We start from the raw sequence: 26,176 nt of genomic DNA on the forward strand, positions 1-26,176 counted from the left end.
TACGATACATGCGACATGATACTTTTATGTACAGACACAATCTCACGGATTAAGGATATTTTTATTCGACGTCGTCAGCTTTGGGATGCGCCTCTTGATTCCGGTGAAAGCGCTTCTGTCCCTGTTTGAATGGGGATGATTAAGACGAACAAAAGAATGGTTCTGTGTTTGCGTTCAGGCAACAAAGAATCGGCGTCGACGTTGAAGAAGTTACCTCAGAAGACGGGGCCTGCACCCACCAAAGGTGCCACTGGAAATCATGGATGGGTTTCTTGCTCATCAGAAGGTTTTTATTGAGGAGTCTGCCAGAGTCAAGGTGGAGCAATGCTAGATGCATGAGGCAAGTAACATCCTGGCCAAAATGGCATCGAAACACAAGTAGGCTCCGGCTGCCCCCATGCAATCCATCTAGTACGCCTTTTCGAAAGGCAAGGCCGGTGAGTTTTTCCTGGAATTCAAAACAAAATGGGAAAAAGATCTACCGTCCGGCTTCGTCTGTTTGGAACAGGGTCTGGAAGCTTGCCTGACGTTCTCCAACTTTTCTGAAGAAGAATGGATTTCGCTGAGAACGACTAACATCATCGAAAAGCTTATCAAGGAATTTAGACAGAGAACAAGCCCCATGGGGATCCTGGTAGGAGAACGGTCCAGCTACACTCTGCTTGCCTTCATTGCCTTTAAAACGCTAGCCCTTTTGAAGTCTAACCTTCTGGGAAGGATGCGATAAAACTCGACAGTATGGCCACGGCTCGAAGCCAGAAGTTTACACAAAATGGTTAACACTACCCAAAAAAGGATTTCTCGCCGATTTCTTGGGTTGTATGTCCCGTGACGCAGTCCCCGATTTGGAATGGTTGACCTCGTCGGCCAATTTTCGTATCGAGGCTAACAAACTCGAATTCCTCACCCTCGCCGCTCTGCGGGACGTGCGCTGCTCCCCAACATGATTTCACGGGGGATGCGGGTCTGGAACGTGGAAAGATCTTTGAGGAAACGCAGGCTGTGAAATACGATCCGCAAAAACACCACCGCCGCAGTATCCGTCTGAAAGGGTATGATTACACCCAGCCGGGGGCGTATTTCGTAACCATATGCACCCAGGACCGGACCTGCCTGTTTGGCGAAGTGGTGAATGGGCAAATGCAGTTAAACGAAGCCGGACGCCGGGTCGTTACCGAATGGGAAACATTGCCCGAACGGTTTCCCTGTATCCAATTGGATGCATTTGTGGTTATGCCCAATCATGTTCACGGCATCGTATGGATACAACCCGTAGGGGCGCAATTTATTGCGCCCCATGGGGGCGTGATGAATCACGCCCCTACGGCGTCCCCCCATGGGGGCGTGATGAATCACGCCCCTACGGCGCCCCATGGGGGCGTGATGAATCACGCCCCTACGTTGGGGCAAATCATTCGGGTGTTTAAGGCGGTGACAACCCGCGCCATTAGGCAGATGATCTTTCCGCAATTCGCCTGGCAACGCAACTATTACGAACACATCATTCGCAATGAGGATTCGTTGAATCGCATCCGGCGATACATCGCAAACAACCCAGCACAGTGGACATTCGATCGGGAGAACCCCAACCGGGCAACCCTGACTTAACTCGCAAGAGGGAGTCATTAAGTCATTGAGTCGTTGTGTCATTAGGTCGTTGGGGTGTTGGGGGGTGGGGTTGGTGAGCGGTGGGGTTTTAGATTTTATTTGGCGTCCCCAGCCGGATTTGAACCGGCGTTGCCGGCGTGAAAGGCCGGTGTCCTGGACCTGGCTAGACGATGGGGACGCAACGTTCGCGCTCTATAGCAACCAGCGGCGTTTCCTGTCAAGCCCGAAATCTCTTAACGCCGCTTTCCTTTCAAAGAACCTCTAAAACGCCAAAACGGCCGTGGTGACCTTTGAGCCGGCTCAAAGAACCTCTGAAACGCCAAAAAGGCCGTGGGGCTCTCAGAGCCCGCGCAGTTACATACAGCCGATGCTTTTTTCGAAAACACGAATCTTCCGCTCTTGTCTCGTGCAGGCGATCCACCCACGCTCCCAAAAAGCCCTAGAGGGCTTCACTCTCGAGCAATCTATCTAGGGCTTCTTCCGGGACACAGCCGCCGATTCTTCGGAAACATGCTCTACGATGGTGGGCCGTGCAGGATTCGAACCTGCGACTCTCTGCTTAAAAGGCAGATACTCTACCGACTGAGTTAACGGCCCCCCGAAATCCCGGTGGTTCGCCCGCCCGAAGACCGCGCTTTCCTAACACGAACCCCCTGGAGTGTCAAGGCGCAATGTGGCGGCCCCGCACATGTTCAACTCTTTGGGATCCTTGGGAAAGCGGCTCAAAAGAATCGTCTTTCCAACGAGCGAGCACCATGCGGCGTTCCACTCGACCCTGCGCCCCCACCGTAAACGACCCTGTAAGCCCATGAAAGGAGACACTTGGTAAGGTCCCGGACAAAGCCTTTCGGCAAAGGCTTTGGGCCGATTCTTCCCCCGTTTGCTGAAAGATCAGGCTCATCATGCGCACGGCATCATAGCCGACACGCGCCAACCAATCAGGATTTTTCCAAAATTTACGCCGAAATGCGTCCTCGAAAGCCTCGCCCTCGGTTTCCGCTTCCGCCACACCGCCCATGGGCACAGTAAAATGGACCTTGTCCACAAGAGGTCCCAGAGATTCCAGAAGGGTCGGTCTCGCCAACGTAAAAGGCACCACATAGAGGGCGCCGGCACCGGCCAATTCCAAAAGCCGAACGCTTTCCGCCACCCAGTGAGGGGCTCCGACCAAAAAAACCGTGGAAAATTTTTCCGTCATATCCAAAGGTGAGGCGGTGTCTCCGTCCGCCCACACTTCATGTCGAAGCTTCCATTTCAATCGCGCCGCTTCTGCCGTAAAGGATTCCGCCCAGCGCTTGGCATAAGAGCTTCCATCCGTCAAAAGGAGCACGGAATTGGAAGAAGCAGAAGGTTTCGATGCAAGAAGCCGCACACTGTTTCTAGCGGCATCTTCTTCCAAGCCGAAGAAAGAAAGAACCGGGGAACCCGTTGGAAAAGCTTCGTCCCCTTGCGCCAGGGAAAGGATAAGCGTTTCCTTTTTGGTCGCCGGCCCTAAAACGGCCTGCCACTTGGAAAGAGGAAGAGATACCAGGATCGCTCCTACCGATGCACGCTCTAAAGCCTTCACAAGCGCTTCTCGAACGGCATGTTCCGAAAGCCAACCATCCACGAACCGAACAGTGATCCTTTCATCGTCGGGAGCCGTCGCACCGGCGGTTTTCATGCCGCGTTGCAAGGCTTTGCCTTCCGCCGCAAAGGGTCCGGAAAGAGGCAGCACAGCCACCACTTCATGAAGCTTCCTGACATCACCCGCATTCTCCTGCGCCGGCTCGTTTGTTTCCTCTCTTTCAGTATCCCCCGGAGGTGTCGAGGCGTCCTGTTCAGCCGCCCCATTCCGAACCACTTCTTTTACGAAAGAGGCTTCGTCTTGAACGGGCTTTCGGTCCCTATCCAAAGCCCACCATAAACCCACAGCCGCCAGCACCATCACGGCAAGAAAACGACGCCTTCGTCGCCGGCGGCGACTTTTTTCCCAATCGTTCCAGCTAAAATCCGTCATCGGCTCTCGTCGTTTCGACGGGAGCGTTCCCGAAAAATCAAACGCACGGGAGTCTTATCCATGCCGAACGCTTCCCGAAACTGGTTGGTGAGATATCTTTCGTAGGAAAAGTGAATCTTTTCCGGTTCGTTACAAAAGATAACGAACGTAGGGGGTCTGGTGGACGCCTGGGTAGCGTAGAAGAATTTGAGCCGTCGGCCTGAGACCGTCGGAGGTTCATGCTTGGCGGTGATACCGGACAGGACGCGATTGACCATCCCCGTGGTTACCCTTTTGTTGAACTGATCAAAGATTTCCGTCACCAGGGGCAACACGCGGGAGACTCTTTTCTTTTCCAGGGCGCTCAGGGTCAAAATGGGCGCGAAGGGAAGAAACCGAAACCGATCCCTCACATCTTCCAGAAACCTTCGTATCCACTTGGGATCCTTGGGTGCCGCATCCCATTTATTGAGGGCGATCAAGCATCCTCGTCCCCTTTCCTGCACATAGCCTCCCACATGGAGATCCTGGTCCGTCACTCCTTCGACGGCATCCACCATGAGCACCACCACGTGACATCGATCGATACTTTCTAAGGCCTTTACGACACTGAGCTTTTCCAGCTTTTCGCGTGTGCGTCCTTTACGACGAATCCCCGCCGTGTCGATCAGAAGAAACCTTCGGCCCTGGGTTTCCAGTGGTGTGTCCACGGCATCACGGGTCGTTCCCGGCACGGGACTGACAATAACCCGTTCTTCCCCTAGCAACGCATTGACCAAAGTGGACTTTCCCGTATTGGGACGACCCACGACGGCCACTCGAATTTCCGGATTTTCATCCTGCGCATCGTCTTCCCAAGCGGGCGGAAGGCACGCGGTCACATCGTCCATGAGGTCGGAAACCCCCAGCCCATGGGCGGCGCTTAAGGGATAGATTTTTTCCACGCCGAGCGCATAGAATTCCGCAACATGCGGTTCCTGTTCCCGGCCGTCCACCTTATTGACCGCATAAAACACGGGCTTTGATGATTTTCGCAGAAGATCCACCAAGGCTCGGTCATCGGGATGCAGGCCTGTTCGCGCATCGGCAAGAAAAATGACGGCATCGGCTTCTTCAAGAGCCAAAAACACCTGGCGACGCATGGCTTCGGCAAAGGTGCCGGTATCGGGATCCGTAAATCCTCCGGTATCCATCAGAAGGAATCTTCGACCCGCATATTCTACAGGGGCGGACAACCGATCCCGAGTCACTCCCGGCAGGTCATCCACGAGAGCCTGCCGTTTTCGACACAGGCGGTTAAACAGCGTAGATTTTCCTACGTTGGGACGTCCTACAATGGCCACGACGGCCATAAGCCCTCACTCCTCATGCGGCAACAAACGATAGGTTCGACCGTTTTTCAGAACACGTCCTATCAAGCGCCCGATCTTGACGCTGGAGCGAGGCGGTCGGCCGTGTGTGCGTGCCAATTCGCGTTTGAGTTCGTTTTTGACAGTCTGGCACTCGTCTTCCTCAAAAATACGGCACGGGTTCGGCCGATACCGATGAATGGCGCAAAAGCTGTGGCCACCTCGACGATCATGCATAAGAAACGGACAGAACCGATGTCCGTATCCCAAACCCTGACCAAAAACGAACTGCCAGATATGCGGCGGGTTTTCAGGATCGGGAAAATCAGGAAATCCGCTGCAAATTTCGCAACATAACCCGCAATGGTTGCAATAGGTTTCAATGCGGGATCGGTCTGGACCATTGTCCAGACGGCTTCGGGATGCAGAGGCACCTAAAGCAGGGGAAACAGACTTTTGGGCCCGAAGCAGTTCATCCACCCATTGAATCCGTTCGCAAATCACCGTCATCCACTGAGCGGCACGACGTGTGGAGGTCCCGGCAACACCGTTTTCACTCTTGAGCATGCCGAGATTACGTTCCAGAAAATAGAGCGGGAACAAGGGATTCCGAAGCTTTCGAAGAAGCCCTCGCGCTCGGCGAGGGGTCAAGGCGTGGAAGCATCGTGGAATCCCAGCGTTTAAGGAAGACGAAGCCTTCTGGCACATGTTTTTGCCTGTTTCCCTCCATTTTATGGCCGGAGTATTAAGATTCCTGAATGCCGGCATGGATTTCCGCTTCCGAAGGACGCACATAAAGCGGCATCAGATGCATGGGATCGGTATCCAGCCCGATGCGAAGACGACGCTGGGCGCATCGGCCAACGAACCCGGCGCGAATGGTATGAAATCCCGGGCCCGCATCCAGGGCCAAGCCCTTGGAGACACGCTCAAAAACATCCCGATACAAAAGCCAGCCGTCTCCACAGCACCAGGTTTTTTCCTGGATCCATGCCGCAGCCTTTTCGGGACTAAGAACCGACGGGGGTTTATCTTGCTGCAACACACCATCGGCATCGCTTCGATACAGAGCCGCGTAGACTTCGTTTTTTCGTGCATCGATCAGGGCACACACAGGGCATGAAGCCCAAGCCAAAGGTTCCGCCAAAGCTTCCAGGGACGGCACTCCGACAAGGGGTTTTTCTAATGCCCAGGCCATAGCTTTCATGGTGCTCATGCCGATCCTTATTCCTGTGAAGCTTCCCGGCCCCACAGTCACGGCAAAAGCATCCACATCTTCCAGAACCCAGTCGGCATCGGCAAGAAGACGATCCACGCCGAGCAAAAGGCGTCGGTTATGGGTGCGCCCCGAAAGGAGGGTCCATTCGGCCACCAGCCCATCACCCTCCAGCAACGCCACACTACCGGACGCCGTCGATGTATCCACAGCAAGGATCTTCATCTTCAACCTTAGAACCACAAAAGCCTGCAACGGCTCTTTATCACAGGCTCATCATCCGTCCCCAGGGTCCCCAAGGGGCCATCCATCACCAACCAACCCGTCTCCCCGGCTCAAAAACATCCCACCTGCAGACTCCATCTGTCGGGGCCTGGCAACAGTCGGTCCACACCTTTCCTACCAATTTCAAAAGATCCTGCCCGCGGGCGCCATCTGTCGGGCGGACCCATGTGTTCGTCCCATTTTTCTCACCGGTCCAACATGCACACCGTTAACCCCAAAGGTTCGCACGAGCCGCCGCCTTACCCTGACAACCCTCAAACCGTGCCCTTTCCTGGGAACTCAGGTCTTCCAATCCCTATTGACGCAGCCAGGACACCCGGGCTCTCAGGGACGAATTCATTGTCGAACACAGTCCCAAAGGTTCGCACGAGCCGCCGCCTCTCCTCGACACACATCAATCGGTTCTTTGCCCCGGGACTGCATAGGACCACGGCGGCACCTCGCGCCTTCGCCCATGGAACGGAGCCTTTTCCCCGCAGCGCGAGCCTTGGCGCTCCATCGTGGCGCGTCAGGAGACCCGCGCTCCTAGGGCGAAGATCGATTTCCAGCGAGGCCCAGGCTTTCAATTTGGCGCGGCTAGGGAGCGGGTGCACCTCGCCCTGTAGGAATCAGGCGCATGATGTCATTGTAAAAAACGAACACCATGAGAGCGATCAGCACCGCCATGCCCACTTTTTGGGCCATTTCCAACTGGCGCAGGCTCAAAGGTTTTCGTCTTACGGCTTCCAAGGTCAGGAAAAACACGTGCCCTCCGTCGAGCACGGGAATGGGCAACAAATTCAGCACCGCCAAATTGATGCTGATCAGCCCCATAAAGTGCAGGAAATTCATCAGGCCTTCCTGAGCCTGCTGACCTGCCATTTGGGCGATGAGAATGGGGCCACCCAAGGTTTCCATGGGCAAAACCCTTTGAATGAGCTTCACGATGGTCATGAAAAACAGCTTGGTCAGGGTCCAGGTTTGCTTGAGGCTGTAGAATACGGCCATGAACGGGTGGACCTTTTCCACTTCAAAGGATCCGGACGCCGTAATGCCGATGACAGGTCTTTGAATGTTTTCCCCGAAAATGTTTTTCACTTCACGAATTTCAGGGGTAACGATAAAGGTGAGCCGTCGTCCTTCTCGTTCCACCACGATTTCTAAAGGTTGCCGCCCTTCCCGTTGAATCGTTTGGGACAGATCGTCCCAAGCTTTAAGCTTACGGCCGTTGATTTCCAGCACTCTGTCTTTGGGTAAAAGGCCCGCCTGAGCGGCCGGAGAATCCGCCGTTACGGTGCCCACTTCCGGAATCAGGTGAGGAAGCCCGTAAACGGCGAACACCACCGTAAAGAGGACAATGCCCAGCATGACGTTGGCGAACGGGCCCGCCAAGACGATGGCCAACCTTTTTCTAACGGATTGATGGGAAAAACTGCGCGCTCTTTCGAGGTCCGAAACCACATCTTCGGGATCTTCTCCAAGCATCTTCACATAGCCGCCCAAAGGCACCATGGACAGGCAATAGTCGGTTTCTCCGCGCTGAATCCCAATCATTCGAGGGCCGAAACCCAAAGAAAACCGAAGCACGGTGACGCCGAGTTTACGAGCGGCCAGAAAATGTCCCAATTCGTGAATGAAGATGAGAACTCCCAACACGATGACCGTTGAGACGATGGTTGTCACCACAACAAATTCCTCCTTGAATTCTTCAATCGCGTCCCGTCGAATCCACGTTTTTCCCTTGCAAAGTCTAAGGCGCTAAGGACGCTATGGCCGCGGGTCGGGGCCTGCCGACACCGTAAAAGCTCAACGCATTTCCGCCGACGCTTTCTGAACTTTTGGAGTTCCGTTCAAAAACGATCGTGCCGTGTCACGTGCCCATCGATCGGCTTCCTGAATCCGCTGCACCGAATCGGCCGGCATGACGGTGTGGGCGTCCATGACCCGAGCGATCAGCCCTGGAATGTCCGTAAATCCCAGCTGTCCCGAAAGGAAAGCTTCGACAGCGGTTTCATTGGCGGCATTGAGCACCGCGGGCATGGTACCGCCTGTTCGAGCCGCTTGATAGGCAAGATTCAAACAAGGAAAAGCTTCCATATCCGGGGGATAAAAAGTGAGAGAGCCCAAGGCAAAGAGATCCAGCCTCGGGGCTTTTACCGGTAAGCGTTCCGGGTACGACAGCGCGTAGGCGATGGGAATTTTCATGTCGGGCATGCCCAACTGTGCGATGACCGATCCGTCCACGTACTCCACCATGGAATGAACGATACTTTCCGGATGAATATGCACCACCACAGCGTCCACAGGCACACCAAAGAGCCAATGGGCTTCGATGACTTCCAAACCCTTATTCATGAGAGTGGCGGAATCGATGCTGATCTTGGGACCCATAGACCAATTGGGATGCCGCAATGCCGCCTGCGGTGTCACCGACTTCAGATCTTGCAAACTCTTTCCGAAAAACGGTCCCCCTGAAGCCGTAAGGAGCAGCCTTTGAACCGCGGTCCGGGAATGCCCTTGAAGCGCTTGAAAGATGGCGCTGTGTTCACTGTCCACGGGAATCAGTCGGCTTCCGCTGGACTGCACCATTCGAGTTACCACTTCGCCGGCGATGACCAAAGTTTCCTTGTTGGCCAAAGCCACATCTTTTCCCGAAGCTACGGCAGCCACGGTGGGCAGAAGCCCGGCAGCTCCCACAATGGCCGAAACCACCATGTCCACATCGTCCAGAGACGCCAAACGGCAGTAGCCTTGCTCACCCCAAAAAATTTCCAAGGACCCCGAACGGGATGGAAGAAGTTTTTCTAGAGCTTCAGCCGCGTCCTGGTCCTGCACGGCCACACACCGAGGTTTGACCTGGAGAATTTGATCCCGAAGACGTTCCACGTTGCGGCCGGCCGCAAGGCCCACAATTTCAAAGCGATCGGGAAACCCGCACACCACTTCTATGGTGTTGACACCAATGGATCCCGTACTGCCGAGAATGCTTAACCTTTTACGTCGTCGAACCATGGAAAACTTCAAGCCAACCCTTGCGCGTACATCCACACGGTGGGAAACGCAAAAAGCAAGCTGTCCAAGCGATCCAGCAATCCGCCGTGTCCCGGCAAAAGGGCGCTGGAATCTTTACAGCCGGCCATGCGTTTAAGCAGGGATTCCATAAGATCCCCAGCCTGCGCCACCAGTTCCGTCACAATCGAGACCATGAAAAGCGCCGGTACGCTTGCTCCTGTGTCTCGAAGAAACAGAAGACCAAACCCCGTGCCCATCACCGCTGAAGCGATAAGTCCACCCACAGCCCCTTCCACCGTTTTCTTGGGGCTGACCGCTTCGTAGAGCTTTCGACGCCCGATGGTCTTGCCTGTATAATAAGCTCCCACATCACCAAAAACGATGACAAAAAGCACAAAAAACATCCAGGATCGACCATTGGGCAAGGCCCCTAAAAGCATGACAAAACCTAAGGGCATCGCCACATAAAACCAGCCGCCGAGGCTGATAAGGGCTCTGTGCAGGGCTTCCCGCGTAAGTGGGGCTAAGGCCAGTTGTTTCGCCCACATGGCAAAGACGGCAGCGACCGCCCATACCAAAATTCCTGCCGTGCCGAAAAGCCAGGCCGCCAAGGGAAACACGCCGCCAACGGTCATGGAAAACGTGAGTTCACGCGGGGTCAAAGCTGGAGACTGGATCATGGTTTCGTATTCCCAAAGACCCACCAAGGCTGCGGCGGTCACCACCACGGCCCAAAGCCATAGAGGCCCATAAGCCAACAAGGCCACCAGAGGAATAGCCAAGCCCAGGCCCGTGACCCATCGTTTGGCGTGGGAACTCCATGTTGAGGTGGTCATTGGGGGTCTTTTCTCCAGTATAAGATGGCTGGCATCTTGTCCTCAAAGGGATGTGTCCTTGGCAGCGAAGGCATCCCGCAGACCGTCATGAAATGAGCGAGCCCAAACGCTCGAGACCCCGGGAAAAACGCGCCTTATCTCATTTTCGGGCAGCCTCGTAAGGGCAAAGGCCCGATTGAGGGCGGATTCATGGGGCCGCCTCTACACAAGACAATCGGCTTGGGCACATGGTTCGGTCCGTGGACAACCTTCTTCACTCAATTGTTCACTTGTTTTGCCGAAACGCCGTTCACGCCTTTGGTATTCTCGAAGGGCCGCCACAAATTCCTGTTCTCGAAAATCCGGCCATAAAGTGTCCGTAATGTAAAGCTCCGCATAGGCGATCTGCCAGAGAAGAAAGTTGCTGACGCGACACTCACCGCTGGTGCGAATAACCAGATCCGGATCCGGTGTGTCCGCCGTCAAAAGATACGCCCCGAAAAGCTCGGGGCTCATCTCTTCCGGTTGGCGTCGTCCCTCCCGCACATCCTCGGCAAAAAGGCGCGCAGCTCGAGCGATTTCATGCCGGCCTCCGTAGTTCAGAGCCAGGTTCACGGTAAGTTTGTCAAAATGGGCCGTATCGCGAATGAGGGCCTGAAATTCGGCGTAGACGTCTTCGGGAATTCCGTCGGAATCGCCCACATGACGCACACGAATTTCGTTTTCAATCATGCGGGGTCGTTCCGATTTCAGAAACCGGCGAAATAATTGCCACAGAGCCTGAATTTCCGCCTGGGGCCTTTGCCAGTTTTCCTTGGAAAAGGCATAAAGGGTCAGGTAGGGAATACCGATTTTTCGAGCAGTTTCAATGACAGCCCGAACGGATTCCGCTCCCGCCTCGTGGCCCGCCACTCGGTTGAGCCATCTCTTTTTGGCCCATCGGCCGTTGCCGTCCATGATGATGGCCACATGCCGAGGCAATCGTTCGGGATCGAGTCCTTCCATGACATTTTCTTAGATCTCGAGGATTTCTTTTTCCTTGGCGGCGCTCAGTTCATCGATCTTTTTGATGAAATCGTCCGTAATTTTCTGGACTTCTTCCTGGCCCTTGAACTGTTCGTCCTCGGAGATCTCTTTTTCCTTTTTCAAGTCTTTGATCATTTCATTGGCGTCGCGCCGAATGTTGCGCACGGCGACCTTGGCTTCTTCCGCCATCTTTCGAACCAGCTTGACCAAATCCCGGCGCCGTTCTTCGGTCAAGGGCGGCACATGGATACGGATCACCTTGCCGTCGTTCATGGGAGTCAAGCCCAGTTCGGATTTCATGATGGCCTTTTCCACTTCACCGAGACAGCTTTGATCCCACGGTTGAATCATGATGGTTCGAGGTTCCGGAACCGTCAGGGTGGCCAACTGGTTCAGCGGAGTCGGTGTGCCGTAATATTCCACGCGAATGCCGTCCACCAAGGACACCGACGCTCTCCCCGTTCGAAGCCTTTTGAATTCCTTTTCCAGGGTCCCAACGGCTTTCTGCATGCGGTCTTTGGCATCTTCAAAGACTTCACTGAGCATTCGAGCCTCCCTCCACCAGGGTTCCCACGGGCTCCCCTGTGACAACCTTCAAAATGTTGCCGCTCTTTCTCAGGTTAAAGACAATCACGGGAAGATTGTTGTCTCGAGCCATGGAAATAGCCGTAGCGTCCATGACCTTCAGATCCTTTTGCAGGACTTCATCAAAGGTCACACGATCAAATTTGCGGGCGTTGGGGACCTTGACGGGGTCGGCATCGTAGACCCCGTCCACCTTCGTGGCCTTGAGAAGCACCGAGGCTCCGATTTCCACAGCCCGCAACGCCGCCGCCGTGTCCGTCGTAAAGAAAGGCAGGCCGGTGCCCGCCGCAAAAATGACGATTCGCCCCTTTTCCAGGTGGCGAATGGCCCGGCGCCGAATGAAGGGTTCCGCCACTTCCTTCATGTCAATAGCCGACTGCACCCGCGTGGCCACACCTTGCTTTTCCAAAGCCTGCTGCAGGGCCAGAGCGTTCATCACGGTGGCAAGCATACCCACATAGTCGGCTGTAGCTCGGTCCATGCCCTGGGATGCGGCCGAGACACCTCGAAAGATGTTTCCCCCGCCGATCACCAAAGCCATTTCCACTCCCAACCGATGGACCTGCACGATCTCTTGGGCAAATTCTTCCATCAACCTGGGGTCGATGCCGTAGGCGTTGTCACCCATGAGAGCTTCGCCGCTCAGTTTCAGCAGCACCCGACGGTAAATGGGACGCGCAGCGTCGGCCGTCATCTTAGGCCCCTAGCTGGTAGCGCACAAAACGACGAATCAAAATCCGTTCGCCTGTTTTGGCGATAAGTTCGTTAAGATAATCGGCGATGGTCTTGTCCGGATCCTTTACAAAGGCCTGTTCCATGAGAACGTTTTCTTCATAGAACTTGCGCATCTTGCCTTCCACCATCTTTTCCACGATGTTCGCGGGTTTTCCCGATTCCTTTGCCTGTTCCATGAAAATGGCCCGTTCCCGTTCCACCACGTCCTGAGGCACATCTTCCCGCTGAATCCCCAGAGGATTCGTGGCCGCAATATGCATGGCCAGATCCTTGATAAAGGTCTGAAAATCTTCACTGCGGGCCGCAAAATCCGTCTCGCAGTTCACTTCCACCAGCACTCCGATTTTGCCTCCGGCATGAATGTAGGCATGGACCGCCCCTTCCGTGGCTTCCCGGCCTGCTCGTTTCATGGCCACCGCCAGGCCTTTTTTGCGAAGCAAATCCACAGCCTTTTCCATATCTCCACCGGTTTCCTGCAGAGCCTTTTTGCAGTCCATCATGCCGGCATTGGTCTTTTCCCTCAGTTCCCGCACCATACTGGATGTAATTTCCACGGAATCTTCCTCCTCAGTCTTTCCTTCCGAGCAACGAACTCAATCTTCGCCGCCGCCATGAACCCTTGACGTGTCCAGGCACATTTCACGTGGACAAAAACAAGCTGTTAATCGAGATCGTCTTCGTCGTGCATGGCCGAAATGGGATTGATGATTTCCACTTCCGGACCGCCTTCTTCTTCCTGAAGCAGCATGCCCGCCGGCACCTCTTCCAGTCGTTCCATGTCCTTGTCACCCATGGCCTGGCGGGATTCTTCGTAACGGGCTCGACCCTCCACACACGCATCGGCGATGCGACCCGTGATCAGCTTGATGGAACGAATGGCATCGTCGTTTCCCGGAATGGGATAGTCGATCACGTCCGGATCACAGTTGGTATCAATGATGGCCACCACGGGAATCCCCAAACGATTGGCTTCCTGAACCGCGATGCGTTCTTTTTGAGGATCCACCACATAGACGGCGCCGGGTAACCGAGTCATGCTTTTGATACCACCCAGGTTACGTTCCAGTTTTTCACGTTCTCGAGCCAGCTTCAGAACTTCCTTTTTGGGAAAGCGGTTCACGCTGCCGTCCTCAAACATGGCGTCCAATTCTTTGAGGCGGTCGATTCTCAACTTGATGGTCTTGAAATTGGTGAGCATGCCGCCAAGCCATCGATGATTGACGTAGAACATGCCACAGCGTTCCGCCTCTTCTCGAATGGTGTCCTGCGCCTGCCGCTTGGTGCCCACAAAGAGCACATTTTCGCCCGCCGAAGTGACATCGACCACGAATTGGTAGGCCGTGCGGAAAAGCTTGACCGTACGTTGCAGGTCGATAATGTAGATGCCGTTTCGAGCCCCAAAGATGTAAGGTTTCATCTTGGGGTTCCAACGTCGGGTCTGGTGCCCGAAATGGACACCGGCTTCCAAGAGTTGCTTCATAGAAATGGTGGACATACGTTATCTCCTCTCCTTTTGGTTTGGCCTCCACCCCGCGTAAAAACCCCGGACCACAAGAGTCCGGGCACCAAAAGGGACGGGGTGTGTGGGCTGAGCTGAACCGAGGTTCTTTATCACAAGCATTTTTGATGGCGCAACCAAAATCCTTTATCCTTTCAAGAAAGGGGCTTGCCTCATGCATGCGTGGCTTTCGGACCTGGAAGATCTGGTGCGCTCCGCCGGGGATGCCGTCCTGGACGTGTATCATTCTGAATTTGCCGTGACCACTAAAGAAGACCGCACCCCTTTGACCCTTGCGGACCAAAGATCCCATGCGATTCTCGTTGAAGGGTTACGCCGAATCGACCCGACAATTCCGGTGCTTTCTGAAGAGGGGGCTGAGATTCCCTATGAGGAACGAAAACACTGGACTAGGTTTTGGCTCGTGGACCCTCTGGACGGGACCAAGGAATTCATTCGAAGAAACGGAGAATTTACCATCAATGTGGCTTTGATCGAAAACGGGCGGCCGGTGCTGGGATTGGTTCTGGTACCCGATCAGCAACGCTTGCTTCTGGGCGACGTGTTGAACGGATGCCTGGAAAAACATGAAGGATTCACTCGAAAGGTGGTGCTTAAGGAACCCGAGGCGGCCCAGCCTCTGGTGGTGGTGGCCACCCGTTCCCACCCCACACCGGAAATGGAAGTTTTCTTTCGGCACCTACCGCCTCATGAAAGGCTGTCGCGCGGAAGCGCCTTAAAGTTTTGCGCTGTGGCCGCCGGTGAAGCCCATTGTTATCCTCGGTTCGGACCCACCTGGGAATGGGATACAGCCGCCGGTCATGCCGTGGTGGAAGCCGCCGGTGGTGTGGTGGTGGATCCTCAGGGAAAGCCTCTGCGATACAACAAACCCGCTTTGATCAATGGGTATTTTTTGGTAGGGCCAAGCCTTGCCTGGATGGAAACCGTCGGCATTTTGGCCGCCGCACGCGCCGCCTGCCCGATTGGGAATCACCAATCGTGAATCGTGAAAGGGAGAAGGGCTGTCGATTTCGGTTCGCCAGAACACGCCGACGCCTGAATGCCGTTTAACAAATCCGTGGAATCTCGGCTTGACAAAGGTGACGAAACCATGCTAGCAGGCTTTTGACGCGTTTCGGTAACGGTCCCGCTTTCGTGCAAGGGCTGTGCGGAGGGAAACGAGGGATATATGCAAGCAGGACGAGCCATAATGCGCGTATGGTCATGGTGGTGGCAGGCCTGGACGTGAGCCTGCCCACCGAAGATCTTTGACGTTGCCTAAGATCGCGAGCCGTGGGTGAGGCTCTCTCCCCATGGCTCTTTTTGTGCAGCAAAACGGCCGTGGGGTGAACCTCATGGCCTTTTTTGTTGCCGGTGTTTTCAGAAAACTCTCATCAAGGAGGCGCTATGGAACAGATCAAGGTGTTTTTGGATGAAAGTGAGATGCCTCGGCAATGGTACAACATTCAGGCGGATCTCCCCACACCCCTTCGCCCGCCGTTGCATCCCGCCACGGGACAGCCTATCAAGCCGGAAGATTTGGCACCCGTTTTTCCCATGAACCTCATTGAACAGGAAGTATCCACGGAGCGTTGGATTCCCATTCCGGAACCGGTTCTGGAAAAGTACGCTCTGTGGCGTCCCACGCCTCTGTACCGCGCTCGAGGTTTGGAAAAGGCTTTGGGAACGCCGGCCAAAATCTACTACAAGAACGAAGGAGTGAGCCCGCCCGGTTCCCACAAGCCCAACACGGCTGTGGCCCAAGCCTATTACAACAAAGTTTTTGGTATCAAAAGACTGTCCACGGAAACCGGAGCCGGCCAATGGGGCAGTGCTCTGAGCATGGCATGCCAGATGTTCGGGTTGCAATGCCGTGTGTTCATGGTCAAGGTGAGCTACAATCAGAAACCGTATCGGCGTAGCATGATGGAAACCTGGGGTGCCGAATGCATTCCCAGCCCCAGTGACCGCACTCAAGCCGGGCGAAAAATTTTAGCCCAAAACCCCGATTCTCCAGGAAGCCTCGGCATCGCCATCAGTGAAGCGATCGAAGATGCCGTGGGAGACCCCGAAGCTCGTTACTCTTTGGGCAGCGTGCTGAACCATGTGCTTCTGCATCAGACCATCATTGGTTTGGAGGCCCAAAAGCAACTGGAAAAACTCGGTGTGTATCCCGACGTTGTTATGGGATGCGCCGGCGGCGGCAGCAACTTTGCAGGACTGTGCCTGCCTTTTGTACGGGATAAAATTCACGGCAAGAACGTGACCATCGTGGCCGCCGAACCCACCAGTTGCCCGACCCTCACCAAAGGCCCCTTCCGATACGATTTCGGTGATACCGCCATGACAACCCCCCTTCTGGCCATGCACACGCTGGGACACGATTTTGTGCCGGCTCCAATTCATGCCGGAGGGCTGCGGTATCACGGCATGGCTCCTATCGTGAGCCATCTGTTGGAAGAAAAACTTATTGAAGCGCGAGCCTTTGACCAACTGGAAACCTTCACCGCAGGTGTGCAGTGGGCTCGCGCCGAAGGGTTCATACCGGCTCCGGAAACCAATCATGCCATCGCCGCCGTGGTGCAGGAAGCTTTGCGCGCCAAGGAAGAAGGCAAAGAAAAGGTCATCCTTTTTAACTGGAGCGGCCACGGATACGTGGACATGGCCGCCTACGATGCTTTCCTCTCGGGGAAACTCACGCGCTACGAACTTCCGGAAGAAGAGATTCGGAGAGCTTTGGCATCCACCGAGGCTTTTCCCAAACCGTGATCTGCAAAAAGACAGGATCCTTTCGATGAACGCTCAGGACATCCTGGCACGAATGGACGCGTTGGAAACCCGGTGCCCCAAGCTGGGGCACCAAGTCACCTTTGAGTACTGCCGACAGGAATCCTTGAAAAGGCCTTGTTCCAGAGCCCTTGTGTGCTGGAACCATCGGCTTCCAGTGGAAATGATTTTGAAAAAACTTGTTGGAGAAGAAACCTACGAAGCGGTTTTTGGAGGACCACCCAAGAGCCGCGTGGAGAGCCTCATGGAAGCCATTGAATCCGCCAAGCAAAGGTGCAACGCCGGCGGTTCGGGGCCTCGTGAGGCCCCGTCATGAAAGGCATCTGAACCCCGAAGAGGAGCCTTGTATGCGCAGAAAACACTTTCTGACCAAAAAGGCACTAACCGTGTCGATCTGTTTCATGTGCTGGATCGGCACTATGGCACCCGCTTCCTCTTTTGCTTACGATCTTCCTCCCGTCAACCTGGGTTTCACCAGTTTTCTGGACGGCGGCCCTCCTGCCGGCCCTGGCTTTTATTTCACGCAATACCTGCAATATTGGAGGTCTGAGACCTTTCGCGACAAGAACGGCGATCGCCTGTTTCCCAGCATGGTTAATGAAGACTTGAGTGTGTGGATCAGCCTCACACAGTTCATCTATCAGAGCAATCAGCCCATTCTTTTAGGCGGCAAATGGGGTGTCGATGTCATTCTTCCCTACGTGTCCCCCGACCTGGATTATGCCATCAGCGCTCCACTACCCCAGGCCAACAGCTCGGGCTTTGGAGACCTGCTTATCGGCCCTTTTCTGCAATGGGATCCCATTATGGGCCAGGCAGGACCACGATTTATGCATCGTGTTGAATTTCAAATGATTTTTCCCACGGGAAAATACGATGCCAACCGGGAAATCAATCCGGGAAGTAATTTCTTTAGTTTCAATCCCTACTGGGCCGGCACCTTGTTTCTAACGCCGCGCTGGACGGTCAGCACCAGGATTCATTATTTGTGGAACGCCAAAAACACCGATCCGAATCGAGCCTTTGGCGACGCCGACGATACGCAGGCTGGGCAGGCCGTGCACCTGAATTTCGCTTCCGCCTACGAGATCCTTGCTCAAAAGATGCGCCTGGGCCTTAACGGCTATTACCTTAAACAAATCACGGACACTCAGGTGGACGGTAGGGACCTGAAGGGCCGCAAAGAACAAGTTTTTGCTTTAGGACCAGGGTTTGTGCTGCATTTTTCCAAAGACACACATTTTTTCTTTAACCTGTATTTTGAAACGGCTGCGGAGAATCGACCCGAAGGGGAAAGGCTCAATTTCCGTATCGTCCATCATTTTTAAAAAGCTTTTGAAGGAGGCGTGCGCAAGACGGCCCGGAAAGGTGTGCCGCCATTCCCTTGAGGGCCGTCGCCTCAGGGTGCTCCACGTCTCCTTTCCGGTTGAGCCGACATCCGCCGCAACCACGACCCTCGAAAGGCGAACCTACGTACGCTGTTGGGAAAAACCCTGTAGGGGCGGACCCACGTGGCCGCTTCAAAAACATTTAGGCATGGCGGACCTTCGGGGCGGACTCATCGGTCCGCCCTTTCAAATAAACAGATCGGCCCCCTAAAGCATTCAGGCATGGCGATCTTTTGGGAACGCCCATATGTCCGATCCAGCACAAAACCCTGGAAAGGCGGACCCACCTGGGCGCCCCATATGCGGACACCCCATTCCTCCACTAGAGGCACATCCATCGCTATGGCCTTACAGACCCAACGGCCTGTCGCGAGAGGCAGGCCCGCCGATTCCAACTTCCGGACCCTTAGAAACTGAAACGATGGCCCCAGCCCAGTCAGTCGGAAAAGGTCTTCTTTCAAACGGATGTCACATCCCTGTCGATCATGCCCGGCTTTTAGCTCTGCGAGGCTGCGGCCTGGCGTTTTTCCGGAGGTATGTATTCGCAATCCAGCTTGCCGCAATAGTCGCCTATATATTCGGCCTGAGGCCGGTACAGGGCGGGTTTTCCTTGAGCGTCCCCGTACTTTTCTTCGATAATGTGAGCACACCAACCCGCGATACGTGATGCTGCAAAAATGCATGTCATGAGATCCCCAGGAAAGCCCAGGATGTGGTAGACGGAGGCACTGTAAAAATCCACGTTGGGCTGAATTTCCGTTTTCCCTCGAGCACTTAATTCCGCCATGGCCGCCTTTTCAATGGCTTCCGTGAGTTCAGGCCAGAGGCGCTGTCCCGTTTTTTCTCCCAATTGAAAAGCCAATCGCTTCAGGATTTTGGCTCGAGGATCCATGGTCTTGTAGACGGCGTGGCCCATGCCCATGATTCTTTCCTTGCGATCCAGGCGATCCCGCACCCAGCCATGAATGTCGCTAACATTATCTTGGACGATCTTCTGCAACATTTCCATAACTCGAGCATTGGCGCCTCCATGCAACTCTCCGGAAAGAGCCCCCACACCCGCAGCCACCCCGGCGTACATATGAGCCCGTGTGGAGACCACTTCTCGACAGGCAAAGGTGGAGGCATTAAACGTGTGGTCGGCATGCAGGATCAGGCAAATGTCCATGACACGGGCTGTTTCCTCATCCGGCTTGACACCGAAGGTCTGCCACAGGAAATTGCCTGCGTGGCTCAAGGTGTCATCGGGCGGCACCACTTCCAGTCCCTGACGAATACGGTGCCAAGCCGCCACCACGGCCGGAATTCGTGCCGTAAGGCGGACCGCTTTTCTAAGATTGGCTTGGCGGCTTTCGTCAAAGAGATCCGGATCCGCCATGGCCAGGAGAGGTACGGAGGCTTGAAGAGCGTCCATGGGATGAGCGTTTTTGGGCCATTGTTTCATGCTTTCCAGAATGAAGGGGGGAAGATCGCGCGCCGACCGCAGATCGTTTTCAAACCCGGCCAATTGTTCCGGCGTAGGCAGGGTTTCATAGAAAAGCAAAAAAGCCGTTTCGGGAAAGGTGGAGTTTTCCGCCAGATCTTCGATGCGGTACCCTCGATAGATCAGCACACCACGTTCACCGTCGATGTAACTGATCTTGGTGTCGGCCACGGCGATGCCGCGCAGCCCGATGTTTTTGGTGCGCACAGTCCTTTCGGCCATGGGAATCCTCCTGTGAACTTCGATGCAAGGGTTCTTGTCTTCGGAATGGGCCACGGCCTTTTGTGTCGGTAGCCGTGCTTTTCGCCGCCATGTCTCCATTCAGGTTTATGACGTCAAAATAAAACGTTTTGCCCATACGGCAAGGACTTCCCCCACGTATTGGGCATCCTTTTTGTCCGAAAGCAGATGATCCGCTCCGGACAAAGCGACAAAACTCTTTGGGTGCCGTGCCGCACGAAAAAGCCGTTCCCCGTTTTCCACAGAAACCACCGTGTCTTCTGGAGCGTGCAAGACAAGGAGAGGTTGCCGAATACCGGCCAAACGCCGTTCGATTTCCTCATCGGGAATTTCTTCCAGGAACCCTCGGCCTATTCGAACCGTCTTTCCACCGAGAACAATTTCCACAGCGCCGTCACGCTGCAGGGTTTTTCGATGAGGGTGAAGGAGTCGAGAGACATGGGTAGGATTGAAAGGAGCTCCGATGACCGCCACCGCGCGGCACGAATGAACCGAAGGTGCTGCGTGCAAAACGGCGGTTCCACCCAGCGAATGACCCACAAGGACACCGGGCGCCAACCCCTGTTGCGCAAGATAATGGGCTGCCGCTTCCACATCATCGACATGAGAAACGAAACTGCTTTTGGCGAAATCCCCTTCGCTTTCTCCAAGCCCTGTGAAATCAAAACGAAACACGGCATACCCGGCGTTGGTCAGAGCCCGGGAGATGTGCACCACGGCCGTAAGATTTTTGGAACATGTGAAGCAATGGGCGAAAAGCACAAGGGCTTCAGGAGTTGCCTCAGAAGGGGTGTCCAAGCGACCGGAAAGTTTTTGACCATGAAGGTTTTCAAAAGTCAGGGATTCCACGCGCATGCTTGCTCCTTTGTGTGGTTGACGGCGGACCTGCCCTGAAGCCTCTAAGACGATGAAGGTTTATCCATTGTCTAAATGACCCGCTGACGATCCAAACTCGGACCTGGCGGCCTGTGCGAGAACTCAGCATGAGTCATTCCAGGCCGATACGTAGGGGCCCAGCTCACCGTGCCTCTACGTGTCTCACCCCTTCTTTTCTTGGGCGCGCGGGCGTCCCGCCTGCACACACAGAGGGCCGGAAGTCCTTTTCCCCAAGAAAAGACACAGTTACAGGCTTGAAGGCGCAAGGCGGCGCCTCCTCTCTGCCTTAGTATGCCGTTGGATGTGCCATGGTCTTGCCGGTTCTCGGGCACGCTCCTACGAAAAATTCTTTCATGGACAAGCTCTTAACAACCTGCGCATGACGGCGGTGACAGCCGACTGGATTCCAGGTTTTTCGCTTTCACGCGGGCCGGCTACATTGAGCACTCGAATGCCATGGGTTTTTCCCCAATGACGAATGTGGCGTATCATTTCCTCGGTGTCGGTGGTGCCGTCCAGGGACACCACAAGGCATGGTTTCTTGTGGCGAGAGGCAAGGCGAATGGTCAAGGCTGTGCCTCCGGTAGGTTTGCCTCGACAAAAGACCAGAGTCCCGTCCGAATCCAAAACATTGGCTTCCGTCCGAGCCTGGTAAGCGCTGGATACGTGTTCTTGAAGAGGGTATTGATCAGGAATGCGCCCGTCTTCGGCTCGACGTCCCTTCGGACACCAGCCGCCGCAGGGTTTCCCGAGAGAAAGGGCCGCGTCCAAGGCGCCGCGGTCCACTCCCGTTTGTCCGCCGGAAATGATTTTTTCAAAAACAGCGTCTTCTTGCCAATTCATAAACGTTCTTGTTGTTGACCTGCTCTGCTCCGCCCTCGGACCACGCGACCCACCGTCACGGCACCAACCCAGGCGGCTTCAGCATCCTTGAGCGCGTCGGCGCATTCGCTGAGCGTGGTCCCCGTGGTGAAGACATCGTCCACAATCACCACTTTCCGACCACAAACCGCCTTTTCATCAACGACCCTAAACGCGCCGCGCACATTGCGCAGTCGGTCTTGACGAGAAAGACGCGTCTGCGGTCTTGTGCATCGCGTTCGCCAAAGAAGGTTCACCTTTATTGGGCGGGAACACACGCGTGCGGCGAACCTGGCCAAAAGAGCCGCCTGATTGAAGCCGCGGCGCTGCACACGCCGCAGATGCATGGGAACTGGAAGAATCAGATCACATTGATCCAACAGGGCCCGTGTGGGAGCGTGCTGAGCCAGAAGACGCCCCAGAGCCGGGGCCCAATGGAGCCGCGCACCGAACTTGAGCTGAAGGATGCCGCGACGCACAGGACCTTCGTAAAGTGCCACGGACCGGGCTGCATCAAATCGATAATGACCTTGCAGGCATTCCCCGCACAGGTGATCCGGCATCTCTGCCGACGGCGTGTAAGGTAGACCGCAGAGCGGGCATAGAGGAGATGCAAGAAAAGTCACCTGATGCAGGCAGGAGCGGCACCAGAATGGGTGCGTGTCTTCAGAAATCTTACCGCAGGCCGCACAGCGGGGTGGAAATACCACATCGGCACACCATTGAAAAATGGACCCCAGCGCCTGGAGGCCATGGCGAAAATTTCCAAGCGAACCCATAAGGCGAAGATTCATGGGAACCCTTGACGATTGAAGCCGCCTAAGTGTGTGCCCTGATCCGATCCGACAGCCTAAGAATAGCCCGACGCTAGGCCATGAAGAAAATCCATCGCAAGACAACAAACCCTTGTCAAGGCGCACCGATGGGTGTGCCCTCAAACCCATTCCAGGTCGGGGCTTTGGGGGCGGACACATCGGTCCGCCCCTACAAGGACCGGCCCGGCATGGCCAAGACCTCGATCCAACAACGAAAACCCACCCTTGATTTTAAAGTCGCGGAAGGCTAGGCCCAGACCTAGAACGCACAGTGCGCCGTCAACAATAGATCAAGCCCTCATCGACAAAAAACCACGCCCCAATCAACAAACCTCTGTAGGGGCCCATCGACGCGTGCGTCCTCAAACCCATCCCAGGCCGGCTGTTTGCCTGCGACCTCATGACCCCAAGCGCTCTATGACGGCATCCGCAAATTGGGAACACTTCACTTCCAGGGCTCCATCCATCAAACGCGCCAAATCATAGGTGACAATTTTCTCAGACACCGTGCGTTCCAGGGCCTGTTCCACCAAGCGCGCAGCTTCGTTCCAACCCAAATGATCCAGCATCATGGCTCCGGACAAAATCAGGGAACCGGGATTCACCTTGTCCAAACCCGCATATTTGGGAGCTGTCCCATGGGTCGCTTCAAACAAGGCACACTGATCCCCGATGTTGGCTCCAGGAGCCATTCCCAGACCACCCACCTGAGCCGCCAGAGCATCCGAGAGGTAGTCGCCGTTCAGATTGGGCGTAGCCAGCACATGATACTCTTCGGGGCGAAGCAGAGCCTGCTGGAACATGGCATCGGCGATACGGTCCTTGATAACGATTTTTCCCGAAGGTCGGCGACCGTCCCATCGATTGAAAAGCTCGTCTTCCGTGATCGTCTCATTGGCAAATTCTCGGGCCGCCAATTCATAGCCCCACTGTCGAAAAGCCCCTTCGGTATATTTCATGATGTTTCCCTTGTGGACCAAAGTCACCGAGGGTAAGCCATGCTGCAAAGCATAACGGATGGCTCGACGCACCAGTCGTTCCGTGCCGAATCGAGAGATGGGTTTGACGCCAAGCCCCGCCTGCTCCCGCACGCACACCCCCATTTCTTCACACAAAAAGGCGCGCAGTTTTTCCGCTTCCCGACTTCCGGCCGGCCATTCAATACCCGCGTAAACATCTTCCGTGTTTTCTCTAAAAACCACCATGTGCACACGTTCCGGGTATTTCACGGGAGAGGGAACGCCACGAACCCATCGCACGGGTCGAACACAAGCATAAAGATCCAGAACCTGCCGAAGGGTCACATTGAGGCTGCGCAGGCCTCCCCCGACCGGTGTGGTGAGAGGCCCTTTGATGGCCACGACACACCGACGAATATCTTCGATGGTCTGTTCCGGAAGCCATTGTCCGGTTTGGGCGAAAGCCTTTTCTCCGGCCAATAACTCTTTCCAGACGATTTCGCGAGACCCTCGGTACGCCGCTCTCACCGCTTCATCCAACACGCGCTGCGCTGCCGCCCAAATCTCCGGGCCCGTGCCGTCTCCTTCAATGTATCCGATAACAGGCCGAGAGGGCACAATCAGGTGCCCTTGGTCATCGATAGTGATCCATTGTCCCCCATTGGTCGTCGTTTGTCCCATTTGCATCCTTTCTCTGTTCGTGCCGAATCCTTACAAGCCGGATCGCAAGGACACCAAAACCCATGGTCCCGCCTGCCATTGCCTTTGCACGCAAAAACCCACAGCCTCGTAGCGCGCTGTCACTTCTGGGGCTTGATCTTCCAGAAGACCACAAAGGCCGAGCTGTCCGCCGGAAGCCACCCTACGGGCAAGGGTTTCCGCCATGTCGGCTAAGGGTCCCGCCTGAATGTTGGCCACCACCACGGCAAAACGGCCTGGAACTTGTTCGGCCGTCCCGGTCATGAATTGCACTGAAGAGGCTCGTGGATTTAAAGCCCGGTTTTCCTCGGCGATTTGCACGGCTTCCGGATCGTTGTCCACTCCAACCACCGGCTGAAATCCCAGAAGCGCTCCAGCCATAGCCAAAATCCCGGAACCTGTTCCCACGTCCAGAAGTGATGGGGGGATTGATCCTCGCCACGCAGCGATGACTTCTTCCAACCATTCCAGACAAAGGCGCGTGGTTTCATGATGTCCGGTGCCGAAAGCCATGCCGGGATCCAAGGTCAACACCAGGTCGTTCGGTAGCGCTACGTAGCATTCCCAGGTGGGAGCGATCACCAGACGTTTCCCCACTCGAAGCGGTTTAAAGCCTTCCTTCCATCGAGCGTTCCAGTCCGTGTCTTCGCAAAATCCATAGACGATCGAATCGGTTGCGGGCAAGTCTAAGGATTCATGAAATTTTTTCACCGTTTTTTCAAGAGTGTCCTTCCAGTTTGAAGCCGCTTTTTCAACGGAAAGATAAAGCCTGACGGCATTGTCATGCACCTGGACACCGACTCCAAACGTTTCCGCCAAGACCGCCGCCAGATCGTCGCACGCGGAGTCTCGGCACGGCACATCCGCCGTCCACCATCCCTTGCGCCCATTGACCTCCATGAAAAAAACATTCCCTCCTTTTCTCAAGAGCTCTTCAGTGTTAAGGGTGCAAGCCGCACGGCCTCATGGAAAACACGGGGCGTTTCAAAGACGGCGTCTATTGGTTCCGTGAGGCTGTCAAGAAATTTCGAAAGCCAGCATAGCAAAAGAGATACGAATGTGGGAGGGTTTCATGGCCGTCACGGCGATCGTTCCGGCTCGTTACGCATCCAGTCGATTTCCCGGAAAACCCCTGGCCCTTATCCTGGGTAAGCCCATGATTCAGTGGGTGGTGGAAGGGCTCATGCAGTGCTCGGTTCTGGACCGTATTGCGGTAGCTTCAGACGATGAGCGCATTCTGAGCCTGGTGCGTTCCCTTGGAGTGGAAGCCGTACCGACGCGATCGGACCATCCCAGCGGAACGGATCGGCTGGCCGAGGCGTCTCAAAAGCTCGCTCTTCCACCTACCGATTGGATCGTCAATGTGCAAGGGGACGAACCTGAAGTAGAGGCATCCATGGTGGAAACTCTGGTGCGCACAGCCCTGGAAAACCCCGAGGCTTCCATGGCCACGTTAGCCTATGCCAGTGAAGACCCGCAAGCCTATCAGGATCCCAATGTGGTCAAGGTGGTGATGGATCGAAACGGTCGAGCCCTTTATTTTTCTCGAGCCCCTCTGCCTCATCGACGCGATGCCGGAGCGGCGCCCGTTCGATTTCACAAGCACCTGGGTTTTTATGTCTATCGAGCCGACTTTCTGCGAATTTTCGCCGCCTTGCCCCCTACCCCTTTGGAAATGACAGAAAAGCTGGAACAACTGCGGGCTTTGGAACATGGGTATACCATTCACGTGGGCCTTTCGCCCAAGGACTCATGCGGCATCGATACACCGAACGATTTGCTTCGGCTCGAAACCCTGTGGCGGCAACATGTATAGGAACTTGTCCGAGAATGGATTGTCTCCTGGAAGCACGGGCATCCCGCCCGCATAGGAAGCGGACCGGAAAGCATGGCCTGCGGTGCTGTTGCATGGGGCCGAATCCTGGAAAGACACGGCGGCGTGTGCACCCCGAAAACGTGTCCGCGGTGGCGTGGGGCGGACA

At 55.2% G+C, this 26,176-nt stretch carries 24 protein-coding genes and 2 tRNA genes; 6 read left to right on the forward strand and 20 right to left on the reverse strand.

Annotated elements, in window-relative coordinates; translation table 11 throughout:
• Positions 1-1,002: 1,002 nt before the first annotated feature.
• On the forward strand, positions 1,003-1,608 hold the full coding sequence (locus WHS46_05000; protein ID MEJ5348028.1) for a transposase: 606 nt from the start codon (positions 1,003-1,005) through the stop codon (positions 1,606-1,608).
• A 100-nt stretch (positions 1,609-1,708) separates the two neighbouring features.
• Here the strand turns inward: WHS46_05000 and WHS46_05005 are convergent.
• The 14 genes from WHS46_05005 to rpsB form a co-directional block, all read right to left on the reverse strand.
• Positions 1,709-1,786 (reverse strand) — tRNA-Glu (locus tag WHS46_05005).
• Positions 1,787-2,129: 343 nt separating this feature from the next.
• Positions 2,130-2,205 (reverse strand) — tRNA-Lys (locus WHS46_05010).
• A gap of 64 nt (positions 2,206-2,269) precedes the next feature.
• Positions 2,270-3,607: an ABC transporter substrate-binding protein gene (locus WHS46_05015; protein MEJ5348029.1), complete on the reverse strand. Its 1,338-nt coding sequence runs from the start codon at positions 3,605-3,607 to the stop codon at positions 2,270-2,272.
• The gene (gene der, locus WHS46_05020) at positions 3,604-4,938 is read right to left on the reverse strand and encodes a ribosome biogenesis GTPase Der (protein ID MEJ5348030.1); all 1,335 of its coding nucleotides are present in this window, start codon (positions 4,936-4,938) and stop codon (positions 3,604-3,606) included. The genes WHS46_05015 and der overlap by 4 nt, the downstream gene beginning before the upstream one ends.
• A 6-nt stretch (positions 4,939-4,944) precedes the next feature.
• Positions 4,945-5,643, reverse strand: coding sequence for a hypothetical protein (locus WHS46_05025; protein MEJ5348031.1), 699 nt, complete (start codon positions 5,641-5,643; stop codon positions 4,945-4,947).
• A 37-nt stretch (positions 5,644-5,680) separates the two neighbouring features.
• Entirely contained in the window at positions 5,681-6,376 is a 696-nt protein-coding gene (gene tsaB, locus WHS46_05030) for a tRNA (adenosine(37)-N6)-threonylcarbamoyltransferase complex dimerization subunit type 1 TsaB (protein ID MEJ5348032.1), read from the reverse strand.
• A gap of 636 nt (positions 6,377-7,012) precedes the next feature.
• Positions 7,013-8,101, reverse strand: a complete 1,089-nt coding sequence (rseP, locus tag WHS46_05035; GenBank protein ID MEJ5348033.1) for an RIP metalloprotease RseP — start codon at positions 8,099-8,101, stop codon at positions 7,013-7,015.
• A gap of 120 nt (positions 8,102-8,221) precedes the next feature.
• Entirely contained in the window at positions 8,222-9,427 is a 1,206-nt protein-coding gene (locus WHS46_05040) for a 1-deoxy-D-xylulose-5-phosphate reductoisomerase (GenBank protein ID MEJ5348034.1), read from the reverse strand.
• A gap of 8 nt (positions 9,428-9,435) precedes the next feature.
• On the reverse strand, positions 9,436-10,263 hold the full coding sequence (locus WHS46_05045; GenBank protein ID MEJ5348035.1) for a phosphatidate cytidylyltransferase: 828 nt from the start codon (positions 10,261-10,263) through the stop codon (positions 9,436-9,438).
• Between the two features lie 201 nt (positions 10,264-10,464).
• Positions 10,465-11,247, reverse strand: coding sequence for an isoprenyl transferase (locus WHS46_05050; protein ID MEJ5348036.1), 783 nt, complete (start codon positions 11,245-11,247; stop codon positions 10,465-10,467).
• A 9-nt stretch (positions 11,248-11,256) separates the two neighbouring features.
• Positions 11,257-11,814: a ribosome recycling factor gene (gene frr, locus WHS46_05055; protein ID MEJ5348037.1), complete on the reverse strand. Its 558-nt coding sequence runs from the start codon at positions 11,812-11,814 to the stop codon at positions 11,257-11,259.
• Entirely contained in the window at positions 11,804-12,547 is a 744-nt protein-coding gene (gene pyrH / locus WHS46_05060; GenBank protein ID MEJ5348038.1) for a UMP kinase, read from the reverse strand. The genes frr and pyrH overlap by 11 nt, the downstream gene beginning before the upstream one ends.
• Before the next feature lies 1 nt (position 12,548).
• Positions 12,549-13,142 carry a translation elongation factor Ts gene (tsf, locus tag WHS46_05065; GenBank protein MEJ5348039.1) on the reverse strand — a complete coding sequence of 198 codons (594 nt, stop codon included), beginning with the start codon at positions 13,140-13,142 and terminating at the stop codon, positions 12,549-12,551.
• Positions 13,143-13,249: 107 nt separating this feature from the next.
• On the reverse strand, positions 13,250-14,083 hold the full coding sequence (gene rpsB, locus WHS46_05070) for a 30S ribosomal protein S2 (protein ID MEJ5348040.1): 834 nt from the start codon (positions 14,081-14,083) through the stop codon (positions 13,250-13,252).
• A gap of 178 nt (positions 14,084-14,261) precedes the next feature.
• Here rpsB and cysQ point away from each other — a divergent pair, with 178 nt between their 5' ends.
• The 4 genes from cysQ (at position 14,262) to WHS46_05090 (ending at position 18,201) form a co-directional block, all read left to right on the forward strand.
• A complete protein-coding gene (cysQ, locus tag WHS46_05075) occupies positions 14,262-15,089 on the forward strand; it encodes a 3'(2'),5'-bisphosphate nucleotidase CysQ (protein MEJ5348041.1) in 828 nt (275 codons plus the stop codon).
• A gap of 404 nt (positions 15,090-15,493) precedes the next feature.
• Positions 15,494-16,855, forward strand: a complete 1,362-nt coding sequence (locus WHS46_05080) for a TrpB-like pyridoxal phosphate-dependent enzyme (protein ID MEJ5348042.1) — start codon at positions 15,494-15,496, stop codon at positions 16,853-16,855.
• A 25-nt stretch (positions 16,856-16,880) separates the two neighbouring features.
• On the forward strand, positions 16,881-17,189 hold the full coding sequence (locus WHS46_05085) for a hypothetical protein (protein ID MEJ5348043.1): 309 nt from the start codon (positions 16,881-16,883) through the stop codon (positions 17,187-17,189).
• 31 nt (positions 17,190-17,220) lie between these two features.
• The gene (locus tag WHS46_05090; GenBank protein MEJ5348044.1) at positions 17,221-18,201 is read left to right on the forward strand and encodes a transporter; all 981 of its coding nucleotides are present in this window, start codon (positions 17,221-17,223) and stop codon (positions 18,199-18,201) included.
• Between the two features lie 556 nt (positions 18,202-18,757).
• Here WHS46_05090 and WHS46_05095 read toward each other — a convergent pair.
• The 6 genes from WHS46_05095 to prmA form a co-directional block, all read right to left on the reverse strand.
• Complete coding sequence (locus WHS46_05095; GenBank protein MEJ5348045.1) at positions 18,758-19,966, reverse strand: citrate synthase; 1,209 nt, start codon at positions 19,964-19,966, stop codon at positions 18,758-18,760.
• Between the two features lie 105 nt (positions 19,967-20,071).
• On the reverse strand, positions 20,072-20,839 hold the full coding sequence (locus tag WHS46_05100; GenBank protein MEJ5348046.1) for an alpha/beta fold hydrolase: 768 nt from the start codon (positions 20,837-20,839) through the stop codon (positions 20,072-20,074).
• 372 nt (positions 20,840-21,211) lie between these two features.
• On the reverse strand, positions 21,212-21,703 hold the full coding sequence (locus WHS46_05105) for a putative molybdenum carrier protein (GenBank protein ID MEJ5348047.1): 492 nt from the start codon (positions 21,701-21,703) through the stop codon (positions 21,212-21,214).
• A complete protein-coding gene (locus WHS46_05110) occupies positions 21,700-22,515 on the reverse strand; it encodes a ComF family protein (GenBank protein ID MEJ5348048.1) in 816 nt (271 codons plus the stop codon). Before WHS46_05110 ends, WHS46_05105 begins: the two co-directional genes overlap by 4 nt.
• A gap of 419 nt (positions 22,516-22,934) precedes the next feature.
• Entirely contained in the window at positions 22,935-24,176 is a 1,242-nt protein-coding gene (icd, locus tag WHS46_05115; protein ID MEJ5348049.1) for an isocitrate dehydrogenase (NADP(+)), read from the reverse strand.
• Positions 24,177-24,206: 30 nt separating this feature from the next.
• The gene (gene prmA, locus WHS46_05120; protein MEJ5348050.1) at positions 24,207-25,094 is read right to left on the reverse strand and encodes a 50S ribosomal protein L11 methyltransferase; all 888 of its coding nucleotides are present in this window, start codon (positions 25,092-25,094) and stop codon (positions 24,207-24,209) included.
• A 157-nt stretch (positions 25,095-25,251) separates the two neighbouring features.
• Between prmA and kdsB the strand changes: the two genes are divergently transcribed.
• Positions 25,252-26,010, forward strand: a complete 759-nt coding sequence (gene kdsB, locus WHS46_05125; protein MEJ5348051.1) for a 3-deoxy-manno-octulosonate cytidylyltransferase — start codon at positions 25,252-25,254, stop codon at positions 26,008-26,010.
• Positions 26,011-26,176: the final 166 nt, after the last annotated feature.

The organism is Desulfosoma sp. (assembly GCA_037481875.1).
Taxonomy (GTDB): domain Bacteria; phylum Desulfobacterota; class Syntrophobacteria; order Syntrophobacterales; family DSM-9756; genus Desulfosoma.